Source organism: Pseudoalteromonas sp. NZS100_1, assembly GCF_015864285.1.
Taxonomy (GTDB): domain Bacteria; phylum Pseudomonadota; class Gammaproteobacteria; order Enterobacterales; family Alteromonadaceae; genus Pseudoalteromonas; species Pseudoalteromonas arctica.
Genome location: NZ_JADYXN010000004.1, coordinates 213,669 through 229,904, shown reverse-complemented (window position 1 = coordinate 229,904; position 16,236 = coordinate 213,669). Strand labels below are relative to the sequence as shown.

The 16,236-nt window shown below is 38.7% G+C and carries 15 protein-coding genes; 4 read left to right on the top strand and 11 right to left on the bottom strand.

Translation table 11 applies throughout. From position 1 onward, the window contains the following. Window positions 1-181: 181 nt before the first annotated feature. Window positions 182-3,064, bottom strand: coding sequence for a pitrilysin family protein (locus I6F66_RS04780; protein ID WP_197208842.1), 2,883 nt, complete (start codon window positions 3,062-3,064; stop codon window positions 182-184). Window positions 3,065-3,323: 259 nt separating this feature from the next. Here I6F66_RS04780 and I6F66_RS04775 point away from each other — a divergent pair, with 259 nt between their 5' ends. Further along, on the top strand, window positions 3,324-4,280 hold the full coding sequence (locus I6F66_RS04775) for a methylenetetrahydrofolate reductase (protein ID WP_197208841.1): 957 nt from the start codon (window positions 3,324-3,326) through the stop codon (window positions 4,278-4,280). 83 nt (window positions 4,281-4,363) lie between these two features. On the opposite strand, the gene I6F66_RS04770 is transcribed toward I6F66_RS04775, so the two are convergent. The 4 genes from I6F66_RS04770 to I6F66_RS04755 all read right to left on the bottom strand — a co-directional run bounded on the left by I6F66_RS04770 (window position 4,364) and on the right by I6F66_RS04755 (window position 8,561). Continuing rightward, entirely contained in the window at window positions 4,364-5,248 is an 885-nt protein-coding gene (locus tag I6F66_RS04770) for a hypothetical protein (protein WP_197208840.1), read from the bottom strand. Window positions 5,249-5,393: 145 nt separating this feature from the next. Continuing rightward, window positions 5,394-6,377, bottom strand: a complete 984-nt coding sequence (locus I6F66_RS04765; RefSeq protein ID WP_197208839.1) for a sensor domain-containing diguanylate cyclase — start codon at window positions 6,375-6,377, stop codon at window positions 5,394-5,396. Window positions 6,378-6,435: 58 nt separating this feature from the next. After that, complete coding sequence (locus tag I6F66_RS04760) at window positions 6,436-7,683, bottom strand: DEAD/DEAH box helicase (protein ID WP_024593280.1); 1,248 nt, start codon at window positions 7,681-7,683, stop codon at window positions 6,436-6,438. Between the two features lie 176 nt (window positions 7,684-7,859). Next, window positions 7,860-8,561 carry a DUF3581 domain-containing protein gene (locus tag I6F66_RS04755; RefSeq protein WP_007581602.1) on the bottom strand — a complete coding sequence of 234 codons (702 nt, stop codon included), beginning with the start codon at window positions 8,559-8,561 and terminating at the stop codon, window positions 7,860-7,862. 358 nt (window positions 8,562-8,919) lie between these two features. On the opposite strand from I6F66_RS04755, the gene I6F66_RS04750 reads away from it, so the two are divergent. Both I6F66_RS04750 and I6F66_RS04745 read left to right on the top strand, forming a co-directional pair. Next, window positions 8,920-9,543, top strand: a complete 624-nt coding sequence (locus tag I6F66_RS04750) for a CPBP family intramembrane glutamic endopeptidase (RefSeq protein WP_231609597.1) — start codon at window positions 8,920-8,922, stop codon at window positions 9,541-9,543. Window positions 9,544-9,647: 104 nt separating this feature from the next. After that, window positions 9,648-10,040 carry a hypothetical protein gene (locus tag I6F66_RS04745; protein ID WP_024593283.1) on the top strand — a complete coding sequence of 131 codons (393 nt, stop codon included), beginning with the start codon at window positions 9,648-9,650 and terminating at the stop codon, window positions 10,038-10,040. A 16-nt stretch (window positions 10,041-10,056) separates the two neighbouring features. Here the strand turns inward: I6F66_RS04745 and I6F66_RS04740 are convergent, their stop codons facing one another. The 5 genes from I6F66_RS04740 to proB form a co-directional block, all read right to left on the bottom strand. After that, entirely contained in the window at window positions 10,057-10,356 is a 300-nt protein-coding gene (locus I6F66_RS04740) for a hypothetical protein (protein WP_021032137.1), read from the bottom strand. Between the two features lie 170 nt (window positions 10,357-10,526). Further along, window positions 10,527-12,011: a glutamate--tRNA ligase gene (gene gltX, locus I6F66_RS04735; protein ID WP_197208838.1), complete on the bottom strand. Its 1,485-nt coding sequence runs from the start codon at window positions 12,009-12,011 to the stop codon at window positions 10,527-10,529. A 39-nt stretch (window positions 12,012-12,050) separates the two neighbouring features. Continuing rightward, complete coding sequence (locus I6F66_RS04730) at window positions 12,051-12,410, bottom strand: glutaredoxin domain-containing protein (protein WP_024611689.1); 360 nt, start codon at window positions 12,408-12,410, stop codon at window positions 12,051-12,053. A gap of 72 nt (window positions 12,411-12,482) precedes the next feature. Continuing rightward, window positions 12,483-13,442 (bottom strand): GGDEF domain-containing protein, encoded by a 960-nt coding sequence (locus I6F66_RS04725; protein WP_197208837.1) that lies wholly within the window; start codon window positions 13,440-13,442, stop codon window positions 12,483-12,485. A gap of 102 nt (window positions 13,443-13,544) precedes the next feature. Next, window positions 13,545-14,648 carry a glutamate 5-kinase gene (gene proB, locus I6F66_RS04720; RefSeq protein ID WP_197208836.1) on the bottom strand — a complete coding sequence of 368 codons (1,104 nt, stop codon included), beginning with the start codon at window positions 14,646-14,648 and terminating at the stop codon, window positions 13,545-13,547. A 118-nt stretch (window positions 14,649-14,766) separates the two neighbouring features. Here proB and I6F66_RS04715 point away from each other — a divergent pair, with 118 nt between their 5' ends. After that, window positions 14,767-15,726, top strand: a complete 960-nt coding sequence (locus tag I6F66_RS04715) for a DMT family transporter (RefSeq protein WP_197208845.1) — start codon at window positions 14,767-14,769, stop codon at window positions 15,724-15,726. On the opposite strand, the gene I6F66_RS04710 is transcribed toward I6F66_RS04715, so the two are convergent. Further along, window positions 15,621-16,226: a class GN sortase gene (locus I6F66_RS04710; RefSeq protein WP_197208835.1), complete on the bottom strand. Its 606-nt coding sequence runs from the start codon at window positions 16,224-16,226 to the stop codon at window positions 15,621-15,623. The two genes, I6F66_RS04715 and I6F66_RS04710, sit on opposite strands and share 106 nt — an antisense overlap. Window positions 16,227-16,236 lie beyond the last annotated feature (10 nt).

The window sequence follows — 16,236 nt, the reverse complement described above, 5'->3', positions numbered from 1 at the left end:
AGGGCAATGCGAGAACGAGTGAAACGTTATATTCTTCCAGAAAAAAGAAAACGGCCCAAAAGTAGGACCGTTCGAATATCAAAAACTCGGTACACCATTAAGTCAAAACATGCTTAACTGAATGGTGTTACCAATATATGGGGCATTTTAATTATCTTAACTTATATAACTATTTAAACCTTCATTGAAATACTTTATCAACTTTCATCACTTCAATATTTTTTGCAGGAATTGCTAATTTGTAATCAGCAATTACTTTATCTTCAGCCACTAATTCGGCAGGTTTATCGGTATTGTAAACCATTGGTGATGTTTGCTCAGACGCTAAACGTTTTTGCATATCAGCGCCGTCTGCGGTTATAAACACATATTGAACGTTGTCTGTTTGTAGGTTTTCTTTAATAACGCGATTTACATCAGCAACGCTTAGCGTTTTAAGTTTGTTAGTTACGTAACTTACAAAGCTATCTGTGTTGTAAAATTCGCTATCAAGTGCGTAACCTAATTGGCGGTTTTGACTTGCAACCATTTGCGGTACAAAGTTAATTAAAAAGTTACGCGTGGCTTCAAAGTCATCTTCGCTCATACCATTTTTAATTAGCTTATCTAGCTCAAATAAAGCCGTACGAGTTGCAAAGTGCGCATCGTTATTAGAGCGAAGTGGGCGTAACCACACTTGAAATATTTGCTCAGAGCGCCCTAGGTTTGCATCAGGCTTGGTTTGAAACATACCACGTGGAAAGTATTCAATGTATGCGTAATCGCCGTAGTTCATGCCGCGGGTTTCACGAATGCGCTCATACAAAAAGCTGTTAGAACTACGGTGCTCACCAAAGTACGAACGCACAAGCCAAAGTGCTGTCCAGTCTTCGCTACTTCTTATTGTATCAATAGGAAAACCAAACGATACCGCAGTCGATTGCGCCGACTTTTCTACAATAGTTGCATGATGACCTTTAAGCGCTGGTGCATCAGGAATACTTAAACGGCTTTGCTCACCTTTTGGTAGCGTTGCAAAATCGCTCATCATTTTAGCTTTAAGTTTTGCAGGCACAGCCCCAATTAAGCCAACCGTGAGTTTAGATTGCGTAAGCTCGCTGTTATAAAACGCTTTAACATCATCCAGCGTCAACGCTTCTAAATCAGAAATATCACCGTAGTTGTAGCTTTCATAAGGGTGATTTTTGTAAAGCGCACTGTATAGTACTTCTTTACCTAGCTCTTCATCGTTAGATGCTTTTAAGCCTGACTTAATACCGTCGATCATTTCTTTTTTGAGGCGTTTAAAGTCATCCTCTCTAAAGCCTGGGTTTAGTAATTGATCGCTCACAAGTGCATACCACTGCACCGCATTATCTTTATGAATACGCCCTTGGAACGACAGCATTTCTTTATCTATTTGATAACCAAAGCTACCCGCTAGCGGATAAAGTGCTTTTTGAATATCTTTATAGCTTGTCGCCTGCGAACCGCCTTGTGCAAGCATAGCCGCAGTTAACGCAGCAACGCCTTTTTTGCCTTGTGAGTCGGCAGCCGCACCGGTATTGAATAAAAAGTTAACATCAATTAATGGCGAGCTATTGGTTTTATCAAGCACTTTAAATACAGGTGCAGCAGGTGCTTGTTCAAGCTTTGCAGTAAGCGCATTTAAATCAACTTCTTGCTCAAACCCTGGGGCTTTATCAAGTGCCGACATAGTTAATGTGGTACGTGCATTATCGGTAAAGTATTTATTAGCAACGGCTTTAATATCTGCGCTGGTGATGTTATCTGCCGATTTATACAACTGGTTTATAACCTCAGGATCGCGCTCAAAATGCATGTAGCTAGCAAGGGTTGATGCAATCGCTTGCGATGAATCTAAGCCATTAATAAAGCTATATTTAAGATTCGATTTTAAATCACTTAGCTTTTGCTCATCAACAAGCTCTGTACGTGCTTTTGCATAAGTGCGGTTAATGGCATCGCGCGCAGTGGCTAAATCGTCTGCGTTTTCTACCTTAACAAATACGTGTAATAAACCCGGATCTTTAGTTTCTGGGTTATAGGTAAACATTTGGCTGGCAATTTGTTTGTCGACCACTAGCTCTTGATATAAATCTGAATTATTTGAAAAATAAAGTTGTGAGATTAAATCAAGTGCTGCTCTGTCTTTTTTAGCAGGCTCCCACGCAGCGCCTTTGTACGATACAAGCAACCAATGCCCTGGTAGCGCTTCATCTTGCTGGTGCAAATATTTTGGTGCTTGTTGCACAGGCTCTGCTTTAATGTCAGCAATATAGTTACCCTTTTTCCAGCTGCCCCAATGCTTTTTAACCATTGCCATTGTTGCTTGCGGGTCTACATCGCCCACAATAACAAGTGACACATACTCAGGCTTATAAAACTTAGCAAAAAATTCTTTACCATAGGCCATTTGATCAGGCATAGCTTCTATGTCTTTAAAAAAGCCCATAGTGGTGTGTTTATACGTGTGCTTATCAAACGCCTCTTCGCGTACAGCGCTTAATAATTTACGAATTGGGCTCGCGTTGTTTTTTAAGTACTCACCTTTTACCGTTTGTGCTTCGGTTCTAAATTGCTCTTCGGTGTAGGTTAAGTTTTGAAAAATATCAGCTTCAAGCTCAAGTACTTTATCAAGATGCTGCTTTGAAAAGTTTAAATGGTAATTTGTGTAATCGTTTGTTGTATAAGCACGGTTATCAACACCTGAATTTTTTAATATGTCTGAGTACACATCTTCAGGGTATTTTTGTGAGCCTTTAAACATCATGTGTTCAAAAAAGTGAGCAAAGCCTGTTTTGCCCTCTTCAACTTCGTTACGCGACCCAACCGATACCGGAATTTGCAGCGACACTACATCAGGGTAGTCGGTTTTAACAACCATGACACGTAAGCCGTTTTCTAGCTCTTCAATTAAATAATCTTGCGAGAAAACACGGTCATCAGCTTTATTTACTTGTTCTTGTTGTGCTGTTGTTTGCGTGCTTTGGTTTTGCTGCATTGCGCAACCGGTTAACGCCAGCGATACCGCTAAGCTGGTTGCTAATAATTTAAATTTCATTGTTGTCCCTTTTTAAATTGAGCAAATTTATTGTTAGATTTAACACTAACTCACATTCGATTATGCCTTAAAGCTAGTAAATGTAAGAGCTTTAGCCCATTTTTTATGTAAACAACTGTGTCAATCAGCCAGTTTATTAAATTATCAGTATGAATATTCCTCATCTAAGTTGAAAAACTTTCATTAAATAAATCTATCTAGACGTCTAAATGGCTGTTATATTAAATCCATCAACACGCACTTGGCTGGAATGAGGATTATGGCTTTATCATTAAAAGAGAAAATAGAGGACACCAAACAAGGTGTTTATCTTATTGGTACTACGCCGCCTAAAATTGGCACCGATAAAGCGCAATTAAAAATCATTGCAGAGAAGCTATTGGGTCGCTTACACGAAATTGAATACGACGGTGTAATAATTTACGACATTCAAGACGAAAGCAGTCGTACAAATCAAGATCGTCCATTTGCGTTTAAACAAACCGTTGATCCGCGTGAATACAGCCATTTAATTCGTAATTTATCTGCACAAGATGTAATTACTTATAAAAGTGTGGCGCAGCGTGGCGTGGGCGAATTTAAAGATTGGTTAAGTGAAACTAAAAACGACTACGATTTACAAAATGTAGTTTTAGTAGGTAGCCCGTCATCGGTAGGCGATATAAAGTTAAGCCTGCCAGATGCATATAAAGCATTGGCTGAGCAATCAGATGATTTCTTTTTAGGTGGCGTTACTATTGCTGAGCGCCATTTAAGCAAACGAAATGAGCACGAACGATTAATAGAAAAAACAGCACAAGGTTGTCAGTTTTTTATATCGCAAGCTGTTTACGACGCACAAGCGACTATAGAGCTAATTACTAGTTACGCGCGTACATGTAAAGCACAAGATATTACACCACAACGTATTATATTAACGTTTACCCCGTGCGGCGGCGAAAAAACCTTAGACTTTATGAAGTGGTTGGGTATTTCAGTGCCAGAAGCTACAAAATGGCGCATGCTTGATGCAGACAATACATTAAGCGAATCAGTGCGTATTTGCCGCGAAAACCTCGACTTAATAATTAAAAGCTGTGCGCATTTAGATGTGCCGCTGGGATTAAATATTGAAAGCTTAACAAACCGTAAAGAAGAAATTGACGCGTCAATTAACTTATACCGTTTATTAAAGGCAACAATGGAATTAAATCTAGCTGAAAAGCTAATAGCTTAGGGCTTAAAAAAATTCACACCCTTCTTGGCAAGCCTAATGGCTTGCTTTTTTATGTATAAAGCTAGAACCGAAAAAAGTAAGGCTTAGATCCTTGGAGTTCCGTGTAATTTACCTCGAACGGAAGTATTTTTAGTACGATTACGCATCATTTTCTTACCAACAAGACTTTCAATTGCATCTTGGGCTGCTTCTACAGAAAAATCATTTTTTACATTCGCAACTAAATGATAGTGTTCGTCACTAACCTCAACCATACCTACATTTTTTAAACCGGGATGGTCTACCAATGTACTCACATATGCTTTAATATCTGAACTGTCGCGATGCCCTAAACAAATATCTATATCTGAATCTTGATTATTCCTTTCGTACTTACTAAAACCTCCAGATCTATCCAGACGGTTTATTGACCGCCTAAGAGTTTTTAACTCTTCAAGTATATATTCCTGTCCAGAAACCTCTTTTTGATCAATTTTAGCGACTTTAAACTCACCAAAATGTTTCAAGAAAGTCGTATAATTACTATCTGTTGTAGATTTTTTATATGTAGCAGATATTTTATCTGCCAGTTTCTTTTTAAATTCGACAACTTGACTAAACCTGAGATCTCGAGGGTATTCTAAATGCTCAATTGCAGAGGTATCAAAAGAGTAAGAGGTCTCGTCATCTTTAATTATAATAGTTGGTTTATCGAAAGCTAAACGCAAACCCAGCTCAAACATTACATTTGGGTTTTTACAGCTTACATCGCAGACTACTATTGGATTATCGTAGAGATTCTGAATAATTCTTTTGTGGATAATACCAACATCATCAGCGTTACTAACTAAATTCCCTTCAAAACCGGCTTCATCTATCGCGTCAGAGAGTATATTTAGCACTTCTGACCAATGTGTTTCATTACAATCATCAGTGCTAGATATTGGCATTACAATGCCGCATACCTTTTTTTTATCTATGTCTGTCATATTACATCCTTATAAGTAATAGCTTTTAGCTACTATAGGCTCTCAAATTACACACTAAAAAATAAACCCTTAAACATCAATTCATATTAAATCACTTTAATCTAATATAACAATTAAATGTGTAGGGGTTAAATAATTACATTTTCTATTCTGCGGCTTTTTTAGCGAGCTTGTACGCTTGTTTGTTTTTATACATTGCCTGGTCTGCATCATTTAATAGCGCTTCAAAGGGCTGCTTTTGTTTATTAGTAAAACTATAACCAATACTAAGCGATAAATCGCAAACGTCTTCTTTGAGTAAGACTTTTGAATACTCAGTCGAAATTTTATCCATGATGTAGTTAATCTTGCTTTTATCGCTTACTTGCATTACTGCAACAAACTCATCGCCACCTAAGCGCCCTACTATATCAGCATCTCTTAAATGCGTTTTTAGCGTATCTGCCAATATAATTAAGGCTTTGTCGCCCACTTCATGTCCGCAGGTGTCGTTTAATTTTTTAAAGTCGTTTATATCAATAAACAAACAACACACGTCAAAGCCTAAACGTAGCGCTAAGTTAAGTTTTTGCTGGGCTAATAAGTTAAGTGCTCGGCGATTATAAATATTTGTTAATGAGTCTAACATGGCTATTTCGCGCATTTGCTCATAGCTATACACAAGCGCTAGGTCGTCTTCAATCAAATCACGTAGTTGTTCTATGAGTTCAAAATATTCATCGGTATAGCTTGTTTTCTGAGTGTCTTTTAAGCATAGCGTGCCAAATACTTCGCCTTCAGGCCAATGAATAGGTAAACCTAGGTAGGATTCAACACCATCTTCAACTACTTCTGGTAGGGTGTTCCATGCATCGTTATTGCTTGCATCATTAACATATAAAATATTTTTAGTTTCAGCAACGTACCGACAAAACAGAGGTGTTTGAGGAGGAAGTATAGGATTGGTCTCAAAGTTAGAGCCACCTTCGTTACTTCTAATAACAACGCGATAGCCTTTGCTTGTTGCCTGAACTATATAACCAGACGGGGCTGAAAAAAGCCCCGTTATAAGGTCGATTGTTTTTTGCCATTTATGCAAAGATATTTGGCCATCAATACCAGAAAATGCCCATTGATCAATTTCAAACATTGCTTTACCTCGGCTATTTAGTAGCTCCAGTATAGGCAAAAAAGCAAAGTAAAAGCTATTATTTACGACGTCTGCTTGGCTCTCTTTTACCAGTGATGCGTTTTTTATCGCGATCTTTTCGCGACTTGTTAGTATTTTTACGATTATCTTTTGGCTTTTTATTAGGATCTGGCTCGTAACCTTCTAACCACTGCGGCGTTAAACGCGTATCGAGTAGTACTTCAATTTCTTCTAGCAGCCATTGCTCATCAAGACTTACCAGCGACATAGCAAGTCCTTGTTCGCCAGCACGACCTGTACGGCCAATACGGTGCACGTAATCCTCGGCAATGTACGGTAGTTCAAAGTTAATTACGTATCTAAGTGTAGAAATATCTAAACCACGCGCAGCTACATCGGTTGCAACAAGTACGCGTGTAATACCTTCTTTAAAGTTTTGCAATGCACGGTCGCGTGCGCCTTGCGATTTGTCACCATGGATTGATTCGGTTTTTAAACCGTCTTTACACATTTCTTTAGCAAGCTGATCAGCCATTTGTTTTGTGCGAGTAAAAATAAGCACTTGGCGCCAGTTTTTCATACCAATCATGTGCGATACAAGTTCGCGCTTACGATCCTCATCTACAGCGTAAATAACTTGCTCTACTTCAACCGCGGCTGAGTTACGTTTATCAACTTCAATTAGTTCTGGGTTTTTAAGTAACTTTTTACTGAGTTCAAACACGCTGTCATCAAACGTAGCTGAAAATAGTAAAGTTTGGCGATCGCCTGGAATATGGCGCAATATGCGTCTTATTTCATCAATAAAGCCCATATCAAGCATGCGGTCAGCTTCGTCAAACACTAAGGAGTCTACACTTGAAAGTACCACACTGCCTTTAACTATATGATCAAGCAAACGCCCAGGTGTTGCCACTATAACTTGCGCTGTTTTAAGTGCTTTTATTTGAGGGCCAATACTTGCGCCACCATAGGCTAAAGCGCCATTGATATTAGTGCCTTGTGCGTACTTTTCAAAGCTTGCAAATACTTGCTGAGCAAGCTCACGGGTTGGCGTTAAAATGACTACACGTGCAAGGCCTTGCTCATCTTTTTTAGGGGTATTTAAAAGCTTATGTAATAAAGGTAAAACAAAGGCGGCAGTTTTACCCGTACCTGTTTGCGCGCTGCCCATTACATCACTTCCGGCTAAAATAGGCGGAATAGTTTTAATCTGAATTGCGGTAGGTTGAGTGTAATTATTTTGCTCAATCGCTGTTAATAATAACGGGTCGAGATTAAGTGATGAGAACGTAGTGGCAGACATAGGCTTAGCTTTAAAATAACAAAGAGCGCTATTGTACGCATATTACTGTACTGCGTAAATTAACCAGTCCAGAAAAGTATTTAATCGTGGTTGCTCACTTTCACTTTAGCGCTAAAACAATAAAAAAGGCGCTAAATAACAGCTGTATTTAGCGCCTTTTATAATTTTATGTAGCTTTAAGCTGGCTTTAGTGTCGCTTTACGCTCGTTGTAAAACGCTATTAAATCGTCAACTGTTGCTTGGCAGTATTCGCGAATACCCGAAACTACCATATGCTTTTCACCACTACCCACTTTAACGCCGTTTTCTAACAGGTTAAAACGTAGTGTGATTTTTCCGCGTTTGCCTGCATATTCAAAACTTGGCTCTGCAAACTCAAGTTCTGGTGCTGTAATATCAAGATTATCAAGGTTGATAAGCATTGATTCGTAAATGATCATTGGGCGAGCAGGGTTAATCATTACCTCTTGCTTACCCATTAATGGAATAATTACATGCGGGAAAGTAGTACCAGAAAACTCAACATAATTTTTTATTAGGCTATTAGTCAGTGCTGGGCATTGGCTGGTTTTACCTTTGCGCTTTACCTTTAAAATAACTTTTTCGCCATTGGTTACATCAAACTCATCAGCCCCTTCAGGGAAGTTAAGTTTGGTGTTTTCATCAACCATACCGGCAAAAGTAAATTCCATTTGTTCACTAATACCGTAGCGGTCTAGTACCAATGAAAAAAGTAAGTCTCCTGGCGCGCAAAACTTTTTGGCATCTTTGTCGTGAAGTGGATTGTAATCGTCAGCAACGCATTTAGCGAATCGACAACCTTGCTCACGAGAGATAGAAACATAATCAGCATGCTGCTGAAAAAAAGGACTTAACATAGTTTGTTCACTGCTTAAACTGCTTATAACCTATCTATATTACCAGAAAAAAAATACTGAGAGGTCGAATCTGTTAGATTAGTTGCTAAATAAAACAGAGCAATAAAAAACAATGACCTTTTATTTATTAGCGCTATCAATTATATGTGTTTTTCCGTACTGCAAAATATCAATAATGCGGCAACCCCTTTGGCACTACTTACTAGCTTTAAGTGTTGTAAGTGCATATTTTCAAGGTTATATAAATTTATATGCCCTGCTGTTAACCGGGCTTTACGTTGTTTTATACTACTGTGCGCTAAATACAAAGCAGGCAATAATACGCGCTACTTTAAGTACTGTTTTTATAGTTTCCTCATTGGCATTAGCACTTCATTGGATGCCTGGTTTTAATAACCTCCCTATTGTTATAAACGAGCGTATTACAAGCGATGCGATTGCATTTACCCTTTATGCTAATTTTGATAAAGCTATGGCGGGTTTATTTCTTTGTGCTTACTTTTATTCGAATAAAAAAGCTTTAAAAGCAGACTCTAATAAAGCGGGCCCATTAAACGTTAAACAACCCATTTTAATAGTTATTGCTACTGTTTTAGCTACGCTCACTGCGGCTTTAATGCTTGGACTTGTAAGCTTCAACCCTAAGGTTCCTGGCTTTTGGTTAGCCTTTATTGCTATTAATCTTTTATTTACCTGTGTTGCCGAGGAAGCTTTATTTCGAGGTTTACTACAAACTAAGCTTAGCAAAATAATTACACCGACCCGTTTAGCAATACTTGCCCCTGTAATTACTGCAGGTATTTTTGCTTTGGCACATTTTGCTGGAGGAATTAACTATGTATTGGTTTCATTTATTGCCGGCTTGGGGTATGGCTATGTTTTTTATAAAACGCAGCGCTTAGAGTGGGCTATTTTATGCCATTGGTTGGTTAATGTTTGCCACTTCTTTTTGTTTACTTACCCGATGCTCAATAAAATCTAAATACATTTACAAATGCTAACAATTTACTTAGTAGTAAACATTGCCCGCATTTGATTTTGTTAGTAATTTACTATTTCAAATAATAAATTAAGGGACTAATAAATATGCTACGTTTTATAACGGCAATAACAGTGCTCGCCACAATAACGGGTTGTTCAAGCATGACTTATCATACAGATATAGACAACGGCGTTTTATCTCAAGAAATTGGCACCTACGTTAATAAAAGAGATTTACAGCAATTTTATAGCGACCAAGAAGCACACGAAAGTGGCGCTACACTCCTAGGCCGAATAGAAGGTGAAAGCTGTGATGGCGACGGTATGGGTAACAATAATGTAAGCTATAACCGCTCTAAATCAAACGCAATTGATTTACTTAAAGCTGATGCCATGCGCAGAGGCGGAAATGCTTTTACTATTAATTCTTGTAGTGAAACGTCTGTATCGTATTGCGACCTATCTGTTTTATGCACCGGACAGGCCTACGACTATTAATAAGTAAAAGTGCAAATTATATATTAAGCGCAAAGCTAAGTAGTACGCGCTTTCCAGACTCGATTTTAGATACGCTGTGTTCGTACTTATCGGGTCTGAATAAATACACGCGATTAAATAAATTTATAATGCATTTTGAGCATTTAAATACCCCACCCGCTTTAGGTTTTTCTAATACAAAGTTGAGCTTGTAATAGCGCCCTTGCTGCACAGGGTCAATATGGTTCATTACGCTGTGATTAGTTGGGTAAGTAACAAGGTTTATCGAAAATGTATTACTGCTAAAAATAGCTTTGTTTTTAACGGTTGCAATCATACTGCCTCCATATTGTTTATGTGTCTTATTGTATCATTGGGCTGGGTCTTACTTCGTTTTTAAACGAGACTAAAACGCCATGATATATAGCCAATAAAACTAATATAAAATGATTAAACACAAAAAAGCCGAGCTTAATAAAGCTCGGCTTTTAAAAGTACGTTTAATAATTATGTACTTGGGTATTCGCGGTACGCACGCTCTATATTTTTAGCCTGCTTTTTAGAAATACCTAAATGAGCAAGTGCAACACGTAAACGAGCACGTGATAAGTCAGACCCCAATATTTCCATTGCATCAAGCACTGACGTACTTGACGTTTTGCCAGTAATTGCGACAAATATTGGCTCTAAAAAGTCTTTAATCTTAAGCTCGTGGAATGTTGCAACTTCTTTTGCAATTGCAAAAATAGCGGGCTTTTCAAAGCTACGTAAACCTTCAAGCTGCCATACAAAAAATTGTAGCGCTTGGCGAATCACGTTTTCGTCTGCTTTGCCGGCTGTTAATAGCGCAGGATCGTAAGTTGGAATACCACCTACAAAGTGCCCTGCAAGCTCAACCATATCCGACAGCGTATTAATACGAGTTTTAACTTCTGGTAATATTTTAGCGAGCATTTCGCCATTAAACTTCCAATCAACAAAGCGCTGAATTAACTGCTCGTCGGTTAGGTTTTCGCGGATCCACATGCCGTTTAACCAGCTTAATTTATCTACGTCGAATACCGGACCACCAAGCGATACGCGCTTCATGTCGAAGTTTTCAATCATTTCATTGAGTGTGAACTTTTCACGCTCATCAGGCATTGACCAACCCATACGGCCTAAATAGTTAAGCACGGCTTCTGGCAGGTAGCCCATTTCTTTATAGTAGTTAATAGACGTTGGGTTTTTACGCTTAGACAGCTTTGATTTATCTGGGTTACGTAGTAATGGTAAGTGACCTAGTACCGGTGCTTCCCAACCAAAATCTTCATACAGTTTTAATAACTTAGGTGCTGAGTTAATCCACTCTTCACCACGGAAAATATGGCTGATTTCCATGTGATGGTCATCAACTACATTTGCTAAAAAGTACGTTGGAAAACCATCAGCTTTTAATAACACTTGCATGTCTACGTTTTCCCACGGGATTACAATTTCGTCGCGCAGGTAGTCGTTAAACTTAAATGAGCCTTCGCTTGGGATTTTCATACGTATAACGTAAGGTTTGCCTGCAGCTAAGTTTGCTTTAATTTCGTCATCAGTGTGGTTTAAACCACGACCATCGTATTTAGGACGCAAGCCTTCAGCCATTTGCTCTTCACGCATTTGGTCAAGCTCTTCGCTTGTTGCAAAGCAGTAAAACGCTTTGCCATCGTCAACTAATTGATGTGCGTATTTTTTGTATAAATCGCTGCGCTCAGATTGACGGTAAGGACCAAATTCGCCACCGATATCAGGACCATGATCCCACTCAAGACCTAACCAACGTAGGCTATCCATAATAGCTTGTTCTGATTCTGGCGTGCTGCGCACTTGGTCAGTATCTTCAATACGAAGTACAAATTCACCGCCTTGTTGTTTAGCAAAACAGTAATTAAATAATGCGATATAAGCGGTGCCAAGATGCGGGTCACCAGTTGGTGACGGGGCAACACGGGTACGAATTGTCATGGTATATTCTCTTTAAATAAGTGAGATAGTAAAAGTGGTTTATGCAGCTACTTTGTTTAAGTAAGCAATTATATCGTTTGATTCGTACAGCCATTCTACTTGGCCATTTTGCTCTATGCGTAGGCAAGGTACTTTAACTCTGCCGCCTTGCTCTAGTAGCTCTTGACGATATTGCTCATTACTTTTTGCATCGCGTGTTTCTATGTTTAAGCCTTCGCGCTTAATGGCGCGGCGTACTTTTACACAAAACGGGCATGCTTTAAATTGATATAGTTTAAATTGTGAGGTTTGCTGATCAAGCTGCGCTTGCACATCGCTTGCACGCTTTTTACTGCGAGGAGTAAATACAAAATTAAAGAATAAAATTATACAACCTAAAAACCAACGAACTAATTTCATGTTCTATGCTCTACTTACAACAATTTAAGGAGCCAGATTTTAGCACAAATTTACAATCAAAAAAGCTCAATACTATTGAGTTATTAGCTCATCTTCATAAAGTGTTAATTCGCTGCATGCGGTTACCTTATTTCGTCCTGTTTTTTTAGAGTGATAAAGCGCTAAATCAGCCTGATTAACAAGACTCGATACAGTGTCGATATTTTGTAACTCTAAAAACCCAATGCTTATTGTTAATTGCTCAACCTGTGCAAAAGGATACTTAGCAACGTTAGCTCTAAGCCGGTCTAATGCATTGTAAGCATCAGCCTGAGTTGATACCTGAAATAATATGGCAAATTCTTCTCCCCCATACCTAAATACATAGTCTTCAACTCTAAAGTTACTTTTTAATAATTTAGCTATTTTGGCTATAACTTTATCGCCAACTACGTGCCCAAAATTGTCGTTCACATTCTTAAATAAATCGATATCGACTATAGCCAAAAACCATCCTCGATTTTTACAAGCTCCTTCTCTTGGTACTAAAAAACCATCGCCCGACACTATCTCCATAACTTTTTTATCAAACGTTTGACGGTTTAATAACTCTGTTAGAGGGTCTAAGCGCGATTTATGTAATAACCACAATTGATTGGCATAAATATTTAAAATATGTAAAGCCATCATACAAGTTTGCTCTTTTAACGCGTGCTCGGTTTCTATAATTAAAACGCCAGTAACATCATCTAAATGATAAACAGGTATATAACTAGTCGTGTGTGCGTAGGCATGGCTAACGATTACTTTATTTGGGGTGGCTTTATTTAATAAATGTTGAATTTGGATTGAGTTCACATCTTTTAACCCATTTTTGGGGTTAATCAGTGTAGGTGGTATAGGTGCAGAAAAATGCTTATTAATATAAATAGCGAAATTATTAACTTTCAGTAAATCACTAACCGCTTGGATTAGTGCGCAATCTAAATCCCCCTCTTCTTCTTGCTGTGTGAGTGAAACAATCCATTTATGACCACATTTATTTGCTTCCATTTCATCGCCTAAACTAATTTGACTGTAATTAGTTTAGACAAGATTTATGACTTTACTAAACAATGAGATAATACTTATTAGCTAATCCTTTCGGATAAGGTTTTAAAGTAGTACGAGGTCATCTCTGTGAAGCACTTCTGCACCGCTATCATAGTCAAGTAACTCAGCAATTTGATTTGAATGCGCCCCTTTTATTTTATTTACTTCAACACTGCTAAAACGCGTTAAGCCTCGTGCAATTATTTGATTTTTAGTATCTATTAAATCAATTAAGTCGCCTCGTTCAAAATTTCCAAATGCATTAGTAACGCCTTTAGCGAGTAAGCTTGCACCTTTATTTTGCAGCGCTGTAATAGCGCCAGCATCTATAGTGATCTGCCCTGTGCTTTTAGGTCCTGCTAGTAACCATTTTTTTCGGCCATCTTTTGGAGCGGTGAGTTTTAAAAAACGAGTGCCAGGTAACTCGTCACTCATGCATTTTAAAATAACGTTTTTGCCTGCGCCTTTAGCAATAATAACTTCAACGCCTGCGCGCCTTGCAATATCGGCTGCTTGTAGTTTAGTTGCCATACCGCCGGTGCCTAAATTTGTACCACTGCCACCAGCAAGTTGGCGTAACTCATCGTTTATATGTGTAACTTCACCAATAAGAGTTGCGTCGGCATTAGTGCGAGGATCACTGGTAAATAACCCTTCTTGATCGGTAAGTAACAGTAATTTGTTTGCATTAGCCAAAATAGCAACAAGCGCCGATAAATTATCGTTGTCACCCACTTTTATTTCACTCGTGGCTACTGCGTCATTTTCGTTAATGATTGGCACAACGTCGTAATTTAATAATGCAGTGAGTGTATCGCGGGCATTTAGGTAGCGCTCTCTGTCGTCTACATCGGCGCGAGTAAGCAGCATTTGCCCTACGTTTACACCGTATAAAGCAAATAAGCTTTGCCAAATATGAATAAGTTGACCTTGCCCAACGGCAGCAAGCATTTGTTTATCAATTAAGCTTCTGCCGCAGGGCTTTAATAGTTGTTCGCGCCCAGCAGCAACAGCACCACTAGACACCAAAATAACCTGATGCCCCTGTTTTTTAAGCTCGCAACATTGGCGTACTAATTCAACCATGTGTGCTTTATCTAACTTTTCGGTGCCGCCAGTGAGTACACTTGTACCAAGCTTTACAACTATTACTTGTTCCCTTTGCATGGGTTTTTACTAATCATTTATTAAAGATAAATTAATTTATACCAGCTCGGTATTTTTGAACAAGTTAAAAATATTCATGCTAGGATCTGATTTTATTAAATTATGTAAATTACTCTCTATGCCTGCCAGTTTATGTTTAATTATTGCCACTTTTTTATGGGGCAGCTCTTTTATTGCGCTCAAATATGCCATTGCCATTTACGACCCTGCATTGGTGATATTTTTACGCATGCTCACCACGTTATTTTTGTCGCTTTGTTTGTGGCGTTACGTTATTCGGTTTGAGTATTTAAAAGGTGACTGGAAGTATTTAGTGGGTATGTCGCTTGCTGAACCTTGCTTGTACTTTTTATTTGAAGGACATGCAATGGAATACACGTCAGCCTCGCAAGCTGGGGTTATTGTGTCGTGCTTACCTATTATTATTGCGCTACTTGCCTTTTTATTACTTAAAGAATACATAAGCAAATCCATTGTGGTCGGTTTTACGTTGTGTATTGGCGGCAGTATTTTACTTACTCTTCTTTCACCAAGTTCTGACCAAGCACCTAATCCGTTACTGGGTAACTTTTTGGAGCTTATGGCTATGGTGTGCGCTGCATTTTATACCGTAAGTATTAAGCATTTGGCTAATCGCTACTCGCCTCTTACTTTAATTGCTTTGCAAGGTATTAGCGGTAGTTTGTTTTTTGCGCCATTTTTGTTTTTTATCGACCTACCAAGCGAAAACCAGCATGACTTAACCGCACTTATGAGCATTTTGTACTTAGGATCGTGTGTAACTCTAGGTGGTTATGGCATGTATAACTACGCCATTAGTAAGGTGTCGGTATTAACCGCAGCTGCATATTCTAATTTAATTCCTATTTTTACGCTTATTTTGTCCGCTATTATTTTGGGCGAAGTGCTCAACGTTTGGCAATGGTTGAGCATATTTGTGGTGTTTATTGGTGTAATGGTAAGTCAGCGTCATCAAGAGCTCGTAATCGATATCCCACTAAATGAATCTGGCGAAGATAATTGCGCAGATACAAGTAACCTCAAGTCAGTTCCAGAGGCAAGCGAATCAAAAGGGTAACAGGTAAGCAAATAAAGCCCTGGTGTTTGTAAAAAGTCGTGTTGAGATTGATGGATAACCTCAACCCCCGTTACTTTATAATTTTGCACCACGCCACTTTGCAATTGTAAAGTAAACTGCTCACCCACTTTAGCGTTTTGTAAAAATGCGAAGTGGGTGTCGTTATGCCCTGCTATTAGCGCGCCTTTTTTATTACCAAACTCTTTGCCACCCAACGCTCCTGCGGGTAAAAACTGGCTAGGTGCAAACGCTAAGTTACGACCACTCGCTCCAGCAAGCACACTCAATGTTTTATTATGGCTTGGCCAATTAAGCTGCGCTGTAACGTAAGTATCGGCATAAAACCATGGTTTTACTTGTGCATTAGGGTCGTTAAGTGCCTCTTGCCACGCTTGCTCAATTAATACTTGAGCAAGCCACGCTTTAGCTTGCATATAAGCGCCGTGTCCAAATAATCCTAACCCTAATATTAGTAAACCTGCACTTAGCCACTTTTTCATTTTAGCCTCT